Source organism: Fictibacillus iocasae, from assembly GCF_042665465.1.
Taxonomy (GTDB): Bacteria; Bacillota; Bacilli; order Bacillales; family Fictibacillaceae; genus Fictibacillus; species Fictibacillus iocasae.
The window spans coordinates 91,954-109,096 of sequence record NZ_JBHTCP010000016.1; the positions used below are offsets into that span (position 1 = coordinate 91,954).

Genomic DNA, 17,143 nt, shown 5'->3' on the forward strand with positions numbered 1-17,143 from the left:
AAGCATGCTGGTTCTTTATTCAGCGAGCCGGGTATGGTGAAAGCCGGTATAAAGAGGTATGCTTGAAGATCGCCCTTGAGTTCCATTGCTGAAAATTGAAGTAAGCAAAGGCGCTTCATCCGCGTTAAAGGATGAACAAGCGGGATTGGCATCTGCCAGTCCAACCAGGGTGGTACCGCGGGATAACCTTCTCGTCCCTGCTTTAATGATAATTAAAGCAGGGACGGGGAGGTTTTTTATTTTTTACCCTTTTACAAAGGATAACATTTTAACAGTGAAGGAATAAGACGCAGTCAAAAAGTTAACGAACAACGTATAAGGTTAACTAGGGCTGCCGAAAAGACTTGGAGTCAGCCGAGTTTTCTTTATCACAATTCAGGAGGATGGCTATGAACTACAAAGATACATTGTTGATGCCGAAGACAGAATTTCCGATGCGAGGCAACCTGCCGCAGCGAGAGCCGCAAGTTCAGGCGAAATGGAATGAAATGAACATCTATAAAAAAGTGCAGGAGCGCACAAAAGGACGACCGGATTTTATCCTGCATGACGGGCCGCCATATGCGAATGGAGATATCCATATCGGCCATGCAGAAAACAAAATCTTAAAAGATATGATCGTCCGCTTCAAATCGATGACAGGCTTCAACGCACCATATGTTCCAGGATGGGACACACATGGACTTCCGATTGAGACGGCATTAACGAAAAGCGGGAAAGTAAAACGAAAAGAGCTTTCAGTAGCGGAATTCCGCAAGCTTTGTGAAGAATATGCCCTCACGCAAGTAGACCGCCAGCGTGAGCAGTTTAAGCGTCTCGGCGTGCGCGGTGACTGGGACCGCCCGTATATCACACTCGATAAATCATATGAAGCCCGCCAGATTGAAGTCTTCGGTGAAATGGCGAAGCGTGAACTGATCTATAAAGGATTAAAGCCTGTCTACTGGTCTCCATCATCTGAATCAGCACTTGCAGAAGCGGAGATAGAATACCATGACAAAAAGTCAGCCTCCATTTATGTAGCATTTGGTGTGAAGGACGGAAAAGGTGTACTAGACGCAGATGAAAAGATCGTCATCTGGACGACAACACCTTGGACGATTCCAGCTAACCTTGGGATTTCGGTACATCCCGATCTTGAATATGTTTCAGTTCAAACGGAGAACGGTAAATATGTAGTCGCTGAGGCTCTTTTAGAGAATCTAAAAAAAGAACTTGGCTGGGAAGAAGCATCAGTTGTCAAAAAGGTAAAAGGGATTGAGCTTGAGCATATCGTAGCAGAACATCCACTATACGGACGTGATTCTCTTGTGATGTGCGGAGAGCATGTTACAACTGACGCAGGTACGGGCTGTGTCCATACAGCTCCAGGACACGGTGAGGACGATTTTCTAGTTGGAAAGCGCTATGGTCTGGAAGTGCTGTGCCCGGTTGATGATAAAGGTGTGATGACTAAAGAAGCTCCTGGATTTGAGGGACTCTTTTATGACGAAGCCAATAAACCGATCACAGAACAGCTGAAAGAAAAGGGCGCTCTCGTTTCTATGTCCTTCATCACTCACTCTTATCCCCATGACTGGCGTACGAAAAAACCGGTCATCTTCCGTGCGACGGCACAATGGTTCGCATCCATTAAGGGAATCCGCGAGCAGATGCTGCAGGCGATCAGTGATGTAAACTGGGTTCCTGTTTGGGGAGAAACGAGGCTCCATAACATGATCAAAGATCGTGAAGACTGGTGTATTTCCCGTCAGCGCGCATGGGGCGTACCGATTCCTGTCTTCTTCGGAGAAGACGGTGAGGCGATCATCACAGAAGAGACGATCGCTCATGTTGTTAAGCTTTTCAGAGAGCATGGCTCCAACGTCTGGTTTGAGCGTGAAGCAAAGGATCTTCTTCCAGAAGGCTTTACATCGGTTCACAGCCCGAACGGTACATTCACAAAAGAAACAGACATCATGGATGTTTGGTTCGATTCTGGTACGTCACACTGGGCGGTTCTTGAAGAAAGAGAAGACCTGACTCGTCCTGCAGACCTGTATCTTGAAGGTTCTGACCAATACAGAGGGTGGTTCAACTCCTCACTCTCTACATCTGTAGCAATCACGGGAAGCGCACCATACAAGACAATTCTGAGCCATGGCTTTGTACTTGACGGCCAAGGGCGCAAAATGAGCAAATCAATCGGGAATACGATGGATCCGATCAAGGTGATGAACCAGCTCGGAGCAGACATCATCCGTTTATGGGTCTCTTCTGTTGATTATCAGTCTGACGTTCGAGTTTCAGATGATATCCTGAAGCAGGTTGCAGAAGTGTACCGCAAGATTCGCAACACGTTCCGCTTCCTTCTAGGGAACTTGGATGGATTTGATCCCGCCAAGCATCTTGTAAGCTATGATCAGCTGCCTGAGCTTGAGCAATATATGCTTGTGAAATTGAACAAAGTTATCAGCAAGGTGAAAAAAGCGTATGAAGAGTACCAGTTCCTGACAGTCTATAACACGATTCACAACTTCTGCACGATTGAACTAAGCTCATTCTATCTGGACATGGCTAAAGATACCCTGTACATTCAGGGCCGTGATGACCATAAGCGATTAAGCATTCAAACCGTTCTTTATGAGTCGCTTGTTGCACTTACAAAGCTCTCGGCGCCAGTGCTCGCGCATACAGCTGATGAAGTATGGCCTTTCATCCCAGGAGTGACAGAAGAAAGTGTTCAGCTGACGGATATGCCAGAAGAGCGCTCCTTTGCCAATGGAGAAGCCCTGCTTAAAGAGTGGGACCGTTTTATGGACATCCGTGATGAAGTGTTAAAGGCGCTTGAAGAAGCGCGTAATGAAAAGGTGATCGGGAAATCACTTACCGCTTCCATCGAGCTTTATGCGGATGGAGAAGTGAAGAGCTGGCTTGAGAAGACGAACGATCTTAACAAGCTGTTTATCGTTTCAAACGCCGCTGTTGCCGGAGAAAAAGCATCCGCACCAGAGAATGCACGAGTGTACGGTACAACATCCGTTGTCGTCAAAGCCGCAGAAGGTGAAACATGCGAACGCTGCTGGACCGTGACAACCGATGTGGGTTCAGACGAAAAACACCCAACACTATGTGCGAGCTGCAGCACAATCGTAGAAAAACATTACGCATAAAAAAATCAAGGACACTGCACATGCTCGTGCAGTGTCCTTTTTATATTTTTTCGTATATCGTATTAAAACATAATCAAACGGAAAGTTGCTGCAATTGAAGGGCTAGGAGCAAGTCCAATAGAAGGAATGAATTTTCTTCAGTATCCTCTTTAATACATCTTTAGAATAGTTGATTGGAGTGTAAGGCGCAGACTTCTCGAAAAAGAAAGTCACTTTTTCTTGCGTTTGATGTCATGCTGCGCAGCTTTCCTTATCCAGCGAGTGGGATTGAGAAAATGAAATCCTTCAATGGAGCGTGGAGAGCGTTGGGTCTCACCTCGTCTAGCTCCGTCGGCTAGCCCATAGAGTCAGAAGGATGAATGGTCCAGTAAGGCAAAGTGCGCCTTCCTTGCCCGTTCACCTACTGCTGGTCGGGGCTAACGAGCCATTCCTGCTTTTCAATTTGTCCAGCAGCAGAAAGGGCTAGCCCCTCTGGGTAAGCGTGCGCCTGTTGCGGAAATCAACACTTTTTTGAATTCTATTTATTCTAATCACTAATCTTCTCAGTTCAATTGTGAATGCCGCTTTTAATGTGCTACAATGCAAAAGTACATAATATAGATACGGGGGATATGATTGTGGTTTACTTTTTATTGGCCCTTGCCGTGTTTGTTGTTGACCACTTGACAAAGTGGTGGATTGTGGGAAGTATGCAGCTTGGAGAGTCTATTACGGTCATTCAGGACTTCTTTTATATCACCTCTCACAGAAACAGGGGAGCGGCCTTCGGCATTCTGCAGGACCAGCGCTGGTTTTTCATCATCATCACGACTGCAGTAGTTGCCGCCGTTGTGTATATGCTCATGAAAAAGTCGGGAGATGCACTCTTTAAGTCGGCGTTAGGCTTAATTCTCGGAGGCGCGTTAGGAAATTTTGCAGACAGGCTGTTTCGCGGTGAAGTCGTCGATTTTCTTGATTTTTATATTTTCAATTATGATTTTCCGATCTTCAATGTAGCAGATTCTGCGTTAGTGGTCGGTGTAGGGCTTATTTTTATTCACAGTGTGCTGGAAGGCAAGAAGGAGAAACAAAATGGATAAGTTTCAACATGTTGTAAATGATGTGCAGGCAGGCCAGCGCATCGATAAAGTGTTATCGGATGTTCAAGAAGACTGGTCGCGCTCGCAGCTTCAAGGGTGGATCAAGGAAGGCATCGTTCTCGTGAACGGCAATGTGGTCAAAACGAACTATAAATGTTCAGAAGGCGACAGCATTGAAATCGTCGTTCCTGAACCTGTCGTGTACGAAGTGGAAGCGGAAGATTTGAATCTTGAAATCATCTATGAAGACAGTGATGTTCTTGTCGTCAACAAACCGCGCGGAATGGTCGTCCATCCGGCGCCGGGCAACTATTCTGGAACGCTTGTTAACGGGCTGATGGCTCACTGTAAGGATCTTTCGGGCATCAATGGCGTCCTGCGACCAGGAATCGTCCATCGAATTGATAAAGATACTTCAGGTCTGCTGATGGTCGCTAAGAACGATAAAGCTCATGAGTCTCTCGTTCAGCAGCTGAAAGACAAGACGACCACTCGAAAGTATAAAGCGATCGTTCACGGTGTTCTGCCTCATGATTTTGGAACAGTGGATGCGCCGATCGGCAGAGACAAAAGCGACCGTCAAAGAATGACCGTAACAGACGATAACAGCAGGGATGCGGTCACACATTTTAATGTGTTAGAGCGATTCCCGAACTTTTCATTCGTAGAATGCCAGCTTGAGACAGGAAGAACGCATCAAATCAGAGTGCACATGCGTTACATCGGCTATCCGCTGGCAGGCGATCCAAAGTACGGACCTCGCAAGACACTTGATATTGGCGGACAGGCCCTTCACGCGGAGACGCTCGGCTTTGTTCATCCGCGAACGGGAGAATATATGGAGTTTTCTGCTCCAATGCCTGAAGACATGCAGAATCTTTTAGATTATTTGCGTAAAAGCAGTTGACAGCATTGTAGAAGTTTGTCATAATCACAGTAACTTAAATAGTCCTTTAACTTTAGTCCCGTGAGGCTGAGAAGGAAACGATCCAAGGAGCAAATTCGTTTGTTTGTCCTGTCCTCTCGTCATGCGGCGGGGGGATTTTTTTATACTTTAAGAAAGTATAACTTTTTAACAGTGTAGGAATTCGACGCAGTCAAAAAGTTGACGAACAAAGTATAAGGTCAACTAAGGCTGACTTAAAGGCTAGGCGTCAGCCAAGTTTTCTACATGGGAAACGTTACGGTACTATTAAGAAATTGAAACAAAAAGGAGCGCAAACCATGGAAAAAGCAGTCATAATGGATGATCAAGGCATCCGCCGGGCTCTTACACGCATCGCGCATGAAATTATTGAGCGGAATAAAGGTGTTGAAAGCATTGTCCTTGTGGGCATTAAAACAAGAGGAGAGTTTCTGGCAAAAAGGCTCTCTGAGCGCATTGGACAGATAGAAGGCAAAGGTGTGTCAGTCGGTGATGTAGATATCTCGCTTTACCGTGACGATTTAAAGATAAAAACGGCAGATCAGCAGCCCGAGTTAAAAGGAACGAGCATCCCCGTTGATGTAGACGGCAAAAAGGTTGTGCTTGTTGATGATGTATTATATACAGGCAGAACGGTGAGAGCGGCGATGGATGCGATCATGGACCTTGGCCGTCCGGCAACTATCCAGCTCGCGGTTCTCGTAGACCGGGGCCACCGTGAATTGCCGATTCGGGCAGATTACGTCGGAAAGAACGTCCCAACCTCCAGCAGCGAAATGATTTCTGCTTCGTTAACAGAAGTGGACGGAATGGATGAAGTGGCCATTCACGAACAAAAATAACGGCATCCCTTTAAAACACAGTCCAGAGAGGCTGGCAAGGGAGGCGCTTTTAGGCGGAGACTTTGTGTTCACATGCCTTTAAAGCCTCTTTTGTGAAATGCAAAAGAGGCTTTTTATTTTGAAATGGAGGAAAGATAAATGAAAACAGATAACAGCCCAATCTTAGATGTGCATGAAAAACCACCAGCCGCGCAGTGGCTGACATTAAGCCTTCAGCACTTGTTCGCCATGTTCGGTGCGACCGTGCTTGTACCGTTCCTCGTAGAGCTTAATCCAGGGGTTGCCCTTGTTTCTAGCGGACTTGCTACGTTAGCCTACCTTCTTATCACAAAAGGCCAAATTCCGGCATACCTAGGCTCTTCGTTCGCTTTTATTTCACCGATACTTGCTGTCAAGGCATTTGGTGGACCTGAAGCAGCGATGCTGGGCAGTTTCTTGGCGGGATTGGTATACGGAGCTGTAGCCCTTATCATAAAAACATCAGGATTAAAATGGCTCATGAGAATCATGCCTCCTGTCGTCGTCGGCCCTGTCATCATTGTGATTGGCCTAGGGCTCGCGAACGTGGCAGTCGGCATGGCAATGAACGATCCAGCAACTGGCGAATACAGCCTGAGCCATTTTACAGTAGCTCTATTCACGCTCGCTGTGACGATTGTCTGCTCCCTTTTCTTCCGCGGCATACTTGGAATCATCCCAATCTTGGCCGGTATCGTTTCAGGCTTTGCGTTTGCTTATGCAAGAGGGCTTGTCGACTTTACTAAAGTGATCAAAGCGGACGTCATTCAAGCTCCAGATTTTATCGTTCCTTTTGTGACCTACACACCCGATTTTTCTTGGACGGTTGCTTTGATCATGATGCCGGTTGCCACGGTCACAATCGCTGAGCACATCGGACATCAGCTTGTACTGAGCAAGGTTGTCGGACGAAATTTCCTTGAAAAACCAGGTTTGCACCGCTCCATCCTCGGTGACGGAGTCGGCGTGATGATCGGCTCGCTCATCGGAGGGCCTCCGGTCACAACGTACGGAGAGAACATTGGAGTGCTGGCTATCACGCGTATATATTCTGTTTACGTTATTGCGGGAGCTGCCGTAACGGCGATCTGCTTCGGGTTTTTAGGAAAAGTGACCGCACTCATCAGCACAATTCCATCTGCAGTCATGGGAGGGGTATCTATCCTTCTGTTCGGGATCATCGCATCTTCAGGACTGAGAATGCTCGTCGACAATAATATTGACTTTGGCAACAAACGCAACCTCATCATTTCATCCGTTATTCTTGTAACAGGAATTGGAGGTGCCGTTTTGAAACTGTCAGACAACCTTCAGATCGCGGGAATGGCACTGGCTACCTTGATCGGTGTGATCTTAAATCTTGTCCTGCCGGGACGTGAAAATGACGAAGATCTCATGAACAAAATGTTTGGCGAAGAAAAAAACGATTCAGCTGCATAAGACACTTTTTAATTAAGTACGAGAGACTTAAAAGGGTGGAAAAAGGACTGTGCCTTTTATTGGCGGTCTTCCTTCAGCACACCCTGAAACTTACAGGGTGTGCTGTTTTTTTTGAGAACGTGTCCGAATAATAAAGTCTTACATGACACTTTCATGAAACCACGCGGCCTTAAACAGTTCAGGAGGCGATAAAATGAAACATTTGGTAACGATCCAAGATCTTTCTATCCACGAAATCGACGATATTTTAAAGGAAGCACAAAAGCTTGCGCTAACGAGCACGCCTAGAGAAAGCGAAAACATCTTAATCGCGAACCTTTTCCTCGAGCCAAGCACAAGAACACGGTTCAGTTTTGAAGCAGCAGAACGAAATCTTGGGTTTCATGTGTTGAATGTTGACGAAGCGAGCTCGAGCATGACAAAGGGCGAAACACTCTATGATACGATCCGGACCCTAGAGGAAATAGGGGCGGAAGCGGTTGTTATCAGACATCACCAAGACCGGTATTTTGATGAATTACTCGGAAAGATCTCCATCCCGATTATTAATGCCGGAGACGGCTGCGGCAATCATCCGACGCAGTCGCTGCTGGACATGATGACCATACAGCAGGAGTTTATCGTCACTCAAGGTTTAAACGTGGTGGTCGCGGGCGACATCAGACACAGCCGCGTTGCCGCATCAAATGCTGAACTGCTTGAAAAGATGGGTGCTAACGTCTATTACTCCGGACCTCGGGAATGGATTCCTGAGCACTGCAAAAAGAGGTATCTCACGATGGATGAAGCATGTTCGACGGCAGACGTCATGATGATGCTGCGCATACAGCACGAAAGGCATGTTGATGGAATGAACATGTCAAAAGAAGAATATCACCGCCGGTTCGGGCTGACACTTGACCGTGAATGCCGGATGAAACGCCACAGCATCATCATGCACCCAGCTCCTGTGAACAGAGGGGTGGAGCTGGCAGATGAGTTAGTGGAATGCAGCCGTTCGCGAATATTCAAGCAGATGAAGAACGGCGTGTTTGTAAGGATGGCTGTATTGAACTGGGCGCTTGACAGAATAAAGGAGGAATCAACGTATGGGATTGCTGCTGAAAAACGCTAACATGCTGGACGGTAACAATAACTTGGTACAGCAAGATGTACTGATAGAACAAGAAAGAATCATAGAAGTAGGACAGAATCTATCTCAAACAGGACATAACGTCCGTGATCTTAACGGTTTGTTTTTAGCACCAGGATTTATTGATCTGCATGTTCACTTGCGAGAGCCGGGCGGCGAGCATAAAGAAACGATCGAAAGCGGAACGGCAGCAGCGGTAAAGGGCGGTTATACGACGGTTGCCGCGATGCCGAACACTAGACCTGTTCCTGATAATAAAGACACGATGGACTTTCTTGTGAATAAGATCAACAAAACCGCACACTGCCGTGTCCTTCCATACGCTTCGATTACAGAGCGCCAAATGGGAAAGAAGATGACGGACTTCTCTGAACTGCTGCGTTCAGGAGCGTTCGCTTTCACAGATGACGGTGTGGGTGTCCAGTCGGCCGGCATGATGTTAGCGGCAATGAAGGAAGCAAACAAAAACGAAACCGTCATTGTAGCGCATTGTGAAGACAACTCGCTGCTGCCGATCGGCGGTTCAGTACACGACGGCGTTTTTGCAAAAAAAGAAAACATGCCGGGCATACCATCTGTTAGCGAATCCGTCCACGTCGCCCGCGATGTGCTGTTGGCAGAAGCGGCCGGAGCGCGCTATCACGTCTGTCATGTGAGCGCGAAAGAAACCGTGAGAGTCATACAAGACGCAAAGCGTGCAGGCATTAAAGTGACCGCAGAAGTGACGCCTCACCATCTGCTGCTTTGTGATGAAGATATCCCAGGGCTGGACCCGAATTTTAAAATGAACCCTCCTTTAAGAGGAAAAGCTGATCAGGAGTTGCTGCTGAATGCGCTTAAAAGCGGGGTCATTGATTTTATTGCGACCGACCATGCCCCTCATTCACAAGATGAAAAAGCGTTAGGCATGGAACTCGCACCGTTTGGAATCGTTGGCCTTGAAACCGCGTTTCCACTTCTTTACACAGAGCTCGTTTTAAAAGGAAAGTGGACACTGCAGGGCCTTGTGGATGCGATGACAATCAAGCCGGCAAAAGCGTTCTCCCTGCCTTATGGGGTCATACAGCCTGGGTTTACAGCCGATCTGTGTGTGATTGACCTCACACATAAAGAGAAAATCGATCCTGATTCCTTTGTTTCGAAAGGAAAGAACACACCGTTCGCTGGCAAAGCTTGCAGCGGTTGGATTGTCGCGACGTTGTTCGGAGGAGAAATGGTCTATCAAAAGGAGGAGGCATTTTCATGGTGAGGTATTTGATATTAGAAGACGGAACCGTGTTTGAAGGGATGGCGTTCGGAGCAGATGTGTCCGTGTCCGGTGAAGTTGTTTTCACAACAAGCATGACAGGCTATCAGGAAGTGATGACCGATCCTTCATATTGCGGACAAATTATTACCTTCACGTATCCTCTTATCGGCAACTATGGCATGAACCGGCATGACTATGAATCCATCAACCCGGCTGCGGCTGGTGTGATCGTGTACGAAAACGCCGCATTTCCAAGTCATTGTGAATCCATTCAAGGCATGAGCGAGTGGCTCGCTGCCAAAAATATTCCTGGACTTTACGGCATTGACACAAGAAAGCTGACGAGGCGGTTAAGAAAACAAGGGACGGTCAGGGGAAAGCTGGTCAATTCTTGCGAAAAGGCACAAGAGATCGTCCGTGAACTGAATGAAACACCACTTATCACGAACCAAGTATCAACCGTATCTACTAAAACGTCGTATATGCTGCCTAACATCGGTGAACGGGTTGTGGTCGTCGATTACGGCGTAAAAAGCGGGATGCTGAGGGAATTGTCCATGCGGCAATGTGATGTGGTCGTCGTGCCGTACAATGCCACTGCTGCTGAAATTTTGCAGCTGAAGCCGGACGGTGTGCTGTTATCCAATGGGCCAGGAGATCCGAAGGACGTTCCAGATGCTCTGAATACGATTGCGATGCTGCTTGATCAAAACGTTCCGATCTTAGGCATTTGTCTCGGACATCAGCTGATGTCGCTTGCGTGCGGAGCGGAGACGATCAAGCTCAAATTCGGTCACCGCGGCTCCAATCATCCTGTGAAAAATTTGTTGACAGGAAAGGTGGCGCTGACATCACAAAACCATGGGTATGCGGTCGATGTGGAATCATTAGGCGGCACGGACCTAGTATTGAGCCATGTGGCAGTGAACGATGGAACGGCTGAGGGAGTCATTCATAAGAAAAAACCCGCATTCTCCATTCAATATCATCCCGAAGCGTCACCAGGACCGCATGATTCCAACAGCATTTTTGATGAATTCCTTACGATAATGAAAACATACAAGAAAGAAGGGGTCGCTCATGCCAAAGCGTAACGATATATCAAAAATACTTGTGATCGGTTCTGGCCCGATCGTGATCGGACAGGCAGCGGAGTTTGATTATGCAGGAACACAGGCGTGCCAGGCATTAAAAGAAGAAGGCTATGAAGTGATTCTCGTAAACTCAAACCCTGCTACCATCATGACTGATCCGAACATGGCAGACTCAGTCTATATCGAGCCGCTGACGCTTGAGTTCGTCTCCCGCATCATCCGCAAAGAGCGGCCCGATGGACTGCTTGCCACGCTAGGCGGCCAAACAGGATTGAATCTTGCTGTGGAGCTGTCCAAAAGCGGCGTGCTGAAGGAATATGAGGTCGAGCTTCTCGGTACGACACTCGATAGCATCGAGCAGGCAGAAGACCGTGATTTGTTCAGAAATCTGATGAATGAGCTGCAGCAGCCTGTACCCGAAAGCGCGATCGTCCGCAATATAGAAGAAGCAACTGCCTTTGCCGACGAGGTGGGGCTGCCTGTCATCATACGCCCGGCTTTCACACTCGGCGGCACTGGCGGAGGAATTGCATCAACTAGGGAAGAATTGCTTGAGATCGCAGCAAGCGGACTGCATGCAAGTCCTGTCACACAAGTATTGATAGAAAAGAGCATCGCGGGCTTTAAAGAGATCGAATATGAAGTGATGCGTGATAAGAATGATACAGCGATCGTTGTGTGCAACATGGAAAATATTGATCCGGTCGGCATCCATACGGGTGATTCAATCGTTGTCGCGCCAAGCCAGACGTTGAGCGACCGCGATTATCAGATGCTCAGAAACGCGTCGCTGCGCATCATCCGTGCACTGAAGATCGAAGGAGGCTGCAACGTGCAGCTTGCGCTTGATCCTAACAGCAGCCAGTATTATGTGATCGAAGTGAACCCTAGGGTGAGCCGGTCTTCCGCTCTTGCGTCTAAAGCGACGGGCTACCCGATCGCGAAGCTCGCAGCGAAAATAGCGGTCGGCTATACGCTCGATGAGCTGAAGAACCCGGTGACCGGCACCACGTTTGCCTGCTTTGAGCCAGCCCTTGATTACGTCGTAACAAAGATTCCGCGGTGGCCGTTTGATAAATTTGAAGGCGCGAACCGAAAACTCGGAACACAGATGAAAGCGACAGGCGAGGTAATGGCCATCGGTAGAAACTTGGAAGAATCACTCCTGAAAGCGATCCGCTCACTTGAGATCGGAGCGGTTCATTTAGAAAGCGGGGAGACGCATTCGGTTGCAGAATACAAGAAAAGAATGGCATCAGCGGATGACCGGCGTCTGTTTTATGTCGCAGATGCGCTTCGCGCAGGCGTGACAGCCGAAGAGATTCATCAGATTACCGAAATCGACTACTTCTTTTTAGAAAAAATAGAAAATATTCTTCAGATAGAAAAAAGCATCAAGCAGCGCAGACTCGATTTGCATGTACTGAAAAAGGCTAAAGAGAGAGGCTTCAGCGACAGCTATATTAGCAGAGCGTGGAACGTGGATGAAAGAGAAGTGTACGAACTTCGCAGAGAACATAACATACTGCCAGTATTTAAAATGGTCGATACGTGCGCTTCTGAATTCGAATCCGAAACACCTTACTTTTATTCGACTTACGGCGAAGAGAACGAATCGCTGCGGTCACCGAAAGAGAGCGTCATCGTGCTGGGAAGCGGACCGATCCGCATCGGCCAGGGAATCGAATTTGATTATGCTACCGTTCATACGGTGTGGGCGATTCAGGAAGCAGGATTTGAGGCAATTATCATCAACAACAATCCTGAGACGGTTTCTACAGATTTCAGCATGTCAGACAAACTGTATTTTGAACCGCTCACGGTTGAAGATGTGATGCACGTTATCGACCTGGAAAAGCCGAAAGGGGTCATCGTGCAGTTTGGCGGACAGACAGCTATCAATCTCGCCGCAGAGCTTGAAAGGGGGGGCGTCACGATTCTCGGTACAACGATCGACTCTATGGATCTTGCAGAAGACAGAGAACGCTTTGAACATGTCATGCAGCAGCTGCGCATCCCTCAGCCGGCAGGGAAAACAGCATTTTCAGTGAAAGAAGCTGTAAAGATTGCTTCTAGGATCGGCTATCCTGTTTTAGTGCGGCCTTCTTATGTACTCGGCGGTAGAGCGATGGAAATCGTGTATCAGGAAGAAGAACTGCTGCAGTATATGACCAATGCGGTTAAAGTGAACCCGGACCACCCCGTGCTGGTCGACCGCTATCTTGAGGGCAAGGAGCTGGAAGTAGACGCCATATCAGATGGCGTGGACGTGTTCATCCCTGGCATGATGGAACACATAGAACGGGCGGGTGTGCATTCGGGTGATTCGATCGCTGTTTATCCGCCGCAAACGCTGCCGGAAAGAATTAAACAGAAATTGATCGAACGGACCATATCAATTGCAAAGGGTCTGAAAATTGTCGGGCTGCTGAACATTCAGTTTGTCTGGCAAAAAGATGAGGTGTATGTGCTTGAAGTGAACCCTCGTTCAAGCCGTACGGTCCCTTTTTTAAGCAAAATCACAGGTGTTCCGATGGCGAATGTGGCAACAAAAGTGATATTGGGAAGCAGCCTTCGAGAACAAGGGTATGGAACAGGCTGCCAGCCGGAAGCGGAAGACGTGTTCGTGAAGGTCCCGGTATTTTCTTTTGCGAAGATGCGAAGCGTTGACACCTATCTGGGACCGGAAATGAAATCAACCGGTGAGGTGATGGGCCGTGACAAAACGCTGCAGAAAGCACTGTACAAAGGATTGATCGCTTCTGGGATGAAAATTCCGCAGCATGGAACCGTTCTGTTCACGGTCGCCGACAAAGATAAGGAAGAAGCACTAAAACTGGTAAAACGGTTTTCTGATATCGGCTATGCGGTTATGGCGACGAGCGGGACGGCGTCCATGATAGAGCAGGAGAAAATCAAGGCAGAAACGGTCGGTAAAATCGGTGCGGACGGCAAGACACTGCTTGACGTGATCAGGGCAGGAGAAGCGCATTTTGTGATCAATACCTTAACGAAAGGAAAGCAGCCAGCCCGCGATGGGTTCCGCATTCGCCGTGAAAGCGCGGAAAGCGGAGTCGTTTGCCTGACGAGCCTGGATACAGCAGAAGCACTGCTGCAAGTCCTTGAATCCATCACCTTCTCTGCGAGCAGCATGCCGAGTTTTTCGGTAAAAGAAGGTGTCACGGTATGAGGAGGCTCAACCTCGATGTCGTCTCGCAGTCTATCATCGCGGACAGCATTTACGAGCTGACGGTGGAAGGAAGCGGAGTTGAAAACATGCGTGTACCAGGCCAGTTTCTCCACGTGAAAACAGGCGAAGGCCATTCTTCCCTGCTGCGCCGCCCCATCTCGATCTGCGATGTGGACATACTGAACCAAAGACTGACGATGGTATACCGTGCGCAAGGCAAAGGGACTGTTTGGCTTTCGGCTAGAAAGCCGGGAGAAAAGGTGGATCTCCTCGGACCGTTAGGCAACGGCTTTACGGCAGCACAACCTGCAGGAGGCGAAGCGCTTCTTGTTGGAGGAGGAATCGGAGTTCCCCCGCTCTACTATTTAGGCAGAAAGCTGCGCGAGAACGGGGTGCGTGTTTCGTTCGCACTCGGGTTTCAGTCAAAAAAGGATTCGTTTTATATTGAAAAATTTCATGAGCTGGGACAAACAGATGTCGCAACAGCTGACGGCACACTTGGCATGAAAGGCTTTGTCACCGATCTGATCAGTGATAGAAAAGCTAAAGTGAAACCTGTTGTGTTCGCCTGCGGTCCTTCTCAGATGCTCGGTGCACTTAAAGATAAAACAAAAGGTCTGAAAGCATATTTTTCGTTTGAAGAACGCATGGGATGCGGCGTTGGAGCATGTTTTGCCTGTGTATGTAAAGCCGATAACAAGAGCGGATATGTGAAAATCTGCAGTGACGGCCCGGTCTTTGCCAAAGAGGAGGTGCTGTTATGAGCAGGCTGAACGTTTCGTTGCCGGGACTTGAAATGAAGAATCCGATCATGCCTGCCTCAGGATGTTTTGGCTTCGGTAAAGAGTACGCCAATTGGTATGACTTAAGCGTTCTTGGAGCTGTTGCCATTAAAGCTGCAACAGCAGATCCGCGGTTTGGAAACCCAACGCCGCGAGTCGCCGAAACGGAAGCCGGTATGCTGAACGCGATCGGGCTTCAAAATCCAGGCGTCGAAAAAATCATGAGCGATGAGCTTCCGGCACTGGAAAAATACCGCATTCCGATCGTTGCCAACATTGCCGGGACGACGGAAGAGGATTATATGAAAACAGCCGAAACGCTGTCCAAGCATCCTCTCGTTTCTGTACTGGAGCTGAATATATCGTGTCCTAACGTGAAGGAAGGCGGCATTCAGTTCGGTGTAACGCCAGAAGCGGCGTCCGCACTGACGAAAAAAGTGAAACAAGTGTCTCACAAGCCTGTTTATGTGAAGCTTTCCCCAAACGTTCGGGATATTTCTGAGATGGCGGTAGCCGTAGAAGAAGCAGGAGCAGACGGTCTGTCGATGATCAATACCCTACTTGGCATGCAGATTGATTTGAAGAGCAGGAGACCTCTGCTTGCCAATAAAACTGGCGGATTGTCAGGGCCGGCGATCAAGCCGGTCGCCATAAGGATGATCTATGAAGCCAGCCAGAACGTTTCCATACCGATCATCGGGATGGGCGGTATTATGACTGCGGAAGATGTGATCGAAATGATGCTCGCAGGGGCGTCCGCTGTCGCAGTCGGAACCGCCAATTTCAGCAATCCGTATGCCTGCCCGGAGATCATTGAAGAGCTGGAGCGTGTGCTCGACAAAATGGGAGTGGGGCATATTACAGAAATCATTGGAGGGAGCTGGAAAGCGTGCAAAACACCGTCATTATCGCGTTAGACTTTCCCGATCGCAGCAATACGGAAAGCTTTTTGCGCAACTTTCATGGCGAATCGCTTTTTGTCAAGGTTGGCATGGAATTGTTTTACCGTGAAGGCATAAGCATCGTGAACACATTGAAAGAAAAGGGCCATCGTGTTTTTCTGGATCTTAAGCTGCACGATATTCCAAACACGGTGCATAAAGCGATGAAAAATTTGGCTGCTGCTGGGGTGGATATGGTAAACGTCCATGGTGCAGGCGGCATCAGCATGATGGCCGCTGCAAAAGAAGGGTTATATGCCGGTTCCTCTTCAGGGCAGAATCCGCTGCTTATCGCTGTTACACAGCTGACGAGCACGAGCGAAGAAATGTTGAATGAGGAACTATTAATCAAGGGGTGCTCGCTGGATCAAGCGGTCCTTCACTACGCTTTGAACGCGAAGAAAGCCGGTCTTGATGGGGTCGTATCGTCAGTAAATGAATCGACTGTTATCAAAGAAGTTTGCGGAAGCCAGTTTATTACGGTTACTCCGGGCATTCGGCTAGCAGGCGGGAAAGTTCATGATCAAATACGTGTCGCAACACCGCGGGATGCGGCAATCGCTAAAGCGGACTATATCGTGGCGGGCAGAAGCATCACCGAGGCGGAGGATCCGAGAGCTGCGTACACCCAAATCTATCAAGAATGGAGTGGACAACAACATGAAATCACTTATCGCTGAACATCTTTTGAACATTCAAGCCGTTTCTCTTTCTCCTGATCAGCCGTATACTTGGTCTTCGGGCATGCTGTCCCCGATTTATTGTGATAACCGCATCACGCTAGGGTTTCCGAAAGTGAGAAACGCCATTGTGGAGGGCTTTGTTAATATCATAAAACAATCCTATCCTGAAGCGGACGTCATCGCCGGCACAGCAACGGCAGGTATTCCGCATGCTGCGCTGATCGCGGACAAGCTGCAGCTGCCGATGTGCTATGTGCGCGGCGAAGCGAAAGCGCACGGAAAAGGAAAGCAGATCGAAGGGCTCGCAGAAAAAGGGAGCAAAGCAGTCGTTATAGAAGATTTGATCTCGACTGGAAAGAGCTCGCTGCAAGCGGCAAAAGCGCTCGAGGAAAAAGGAGTGGAAGTGCTGGGGATCGCTGCCATCTTCACATACGAACTAGCGGCAGCTGATATAAAATTTGCGGAACAAAACATACGCGTGCAAACATTGACGGACTTTAGTACATTAGTAGAGGAAGCTTTGAAACTAGGAAGCATAGACAATGGGGAACTAAAGCTCTTGCAATCTTGGAAACGCGATCCGCAAGGCTGGCTGGCCGCTCCCCGTTAAACTAAA

General features: G+C 48.3%; 13 protein-coding genes and 1 other annotated feature (1 of these 14 cut by a window edge). All 13 genes read left to right on the forward strand.

Annotated elements, in window-relative coordinates; genetic code table 11:
- Positions 1–202, forward strand: a binding site (T-box leader) (it extends 24 nt beyond the left edge of the window).
- A gap of 187 nt (positions 203–389) precedes the next feature.
- The 13 genes from ileS to pyrE all read left to right on the forward strand — a co-directional run bounded on the left by ileS (position 390) and on the right by pyrE (position 17,137).
- Positions 390–3,152 (forward strand): isoleucine--tRNA ligase, encoded by a 2,763-nt coding sequence (ileS, locus tag ACFQPF_RS10420; protein WP_379749339.1) that lies wholly within the window; start codon positions 390–392, stop codon positions 3,150–3,152.
- A gap of 617 nt (positions 3,153–3,769) precedes the next feature.
- Entirely contained in the window at positions 3,770–4,231 is a 462-nt protein-coding gene (lspA, locus tag ACFQPF_RS10425) for a signal peptidase II (RefSeq protein WP_379749341.1), read from the forward strand.
- On the forward strand, positions 4,224–5,138 hold the full coding sequence (locus tag ACFQPF_RS10430) for an RluA family pseudouridine synthase (RefSeq protein WP_379749343.1): 915 nt from the start codon (positions 4,224–4,226) through the stop codon (positions 5,136–5,138). Before lspA ends, ACFQPF_RS10430 begins: the two co-directional genes overlap by 8 nt.
- A gap of 293 nt (positions 5,139–5,431) precedes the next feature.
- The gene (gene pyrR / locus ACFQPF_RS10435; RefSeq protein ID WP_379749345.1) at positions 5,432–5,998 is read left to right on the forward strand and encodes a bifunctional pyr operon transcriptional regulator/uracil phosphoribosyltransferase PyrR; all 567 of its coding nucleotides are present in this window, start codon (positions 5,432–5,434) and stop codon (positions 5,996–5,998) included.
- A 138-nt stretch (positions 5,999–6,136) separates the two neighbouring features.
- A complete protein-coding gene (locus ACFQPF_RS10440) occupies positions 6,137–7,456 on the forward strand; it encodes a solute carrier family 23 protein (RefSeq protein WP_379749347.1) in 1,320 nt (439 codons plus the stop codon).
- Between the two features lie 193 nt (positions 7,457–7,649).
- On the forward strand, positions 7,650–8,570 hold the full coding sequence (locus tag ACFQPF_RS10445) for an aspartate carbamoyltransferase catalytic subunit (RefSeq protein ID WP_379749349.1): 921 nt from the start codon (positions 7,650–7,652) through the stop codon (positions 8,568–8,570).
- Positions 8,545–9,837 (forward strand): dihydroorotase, encoded by a 1,293-nt coding sequence (locus tag ACFQPF_RS10450; protein ID WP_379749351.1) that lies wholly within the window; start codon positions 8,545–8,547, stop codon positions 9,835–9,837. Before ACFQPF_RS10445 ends, ACFQPF_RS10450 begins: the two co-directional genes overlap by 26 nt.
- Positions 9,831–10,931: a carbamoyl phosphate synthase small subunit gene (locus tag ACFQPF_RS10455; RefSeq protein WP_379749353.1), complete on the forward strand. Its 1,101-nt coding sequence runs from the start codon at positions 9,831–9,833 to the stop codon at positions 10,929–10,931. Before ACFQPF_RS10450 ends, ACFQPF_RS10455 begins: the two co-directional genes overlap by 7 nt.
- Complete coding sequence (gene carB / locus ACFQPF_RS10460) at positions 10,918–14,121, forward strand: carbamoyl-phosphate synthase large subunit (RefSeq protein ID WP_379749355.1); 3,204 nt, start codon at positions 10,918–10,920, stop codon at positions 14,119–14,121. The genes ACFQPF_RS10455 and carB overlap by 14 nt, the downstream gene beginning before the upstream one ends.
- Positions 14,118–14,885 (forward strand): dihydroorotate dehydrogenase electron transfer subunit, encoded by a 768-nt coding sequence (locus tag ACFQPF_RS10465; RefSeq protein ID WP_379749357.1) that lies wholly within the window; start codon positions 14,118–14,120, stop codon positions 14,883–14,885. Before carB ends, ACFQPF_RS10465 begins: the two co-directional genes overlap by 4 nt.
- Positions 14,882–15,820, forward strand: coding sequence for a dihydroorotate dehydrogenase (locus ACFQPF_RS10470; protein WP_379749359.1), 939 nt, complete (start codon positions 14,882–14,884; stop codon positions 15,818–15,820). The genes ACFQPF_RS10465 and ACFQPF_RS10470 overlap by 4 nt, the downstream gene beginning before the upstream one ends.
- Positions 15,793–16,524, forward strand: a complete 732-nt coding sequence (pyrF, locus tag ACFQPF_RS10475) for an orotidine-5'-phosphate decarboxylase (protein WP_379749361.1) — start codon at positions 15,793–15,795, stop codon at positions 16,522–16,524. The genes ACFQPF_RS10470 and pyrF overlap by 28 nt, the downstream gene beginning before the upstream one ends.
- The gene (pyrE, locus tag ACFQPF_RS10480) at positions 16,505–17,137 is read left to right on the forward strand and encodes an orotate phosphoribosyltransferase (protein WP_379749363.1); all 633 of its coding nucleotides are present in this window, start codon (positions 16,505–16,507) and stop codon (positions 17,135–17,137) included. The genes pyrF and pyrE overlap by 20 nt, the downstream gene beginning before the upstream one ends.
- The last annotated feature ends 6 nt before the right edge of the window (positions 17,138–17,143 follow it).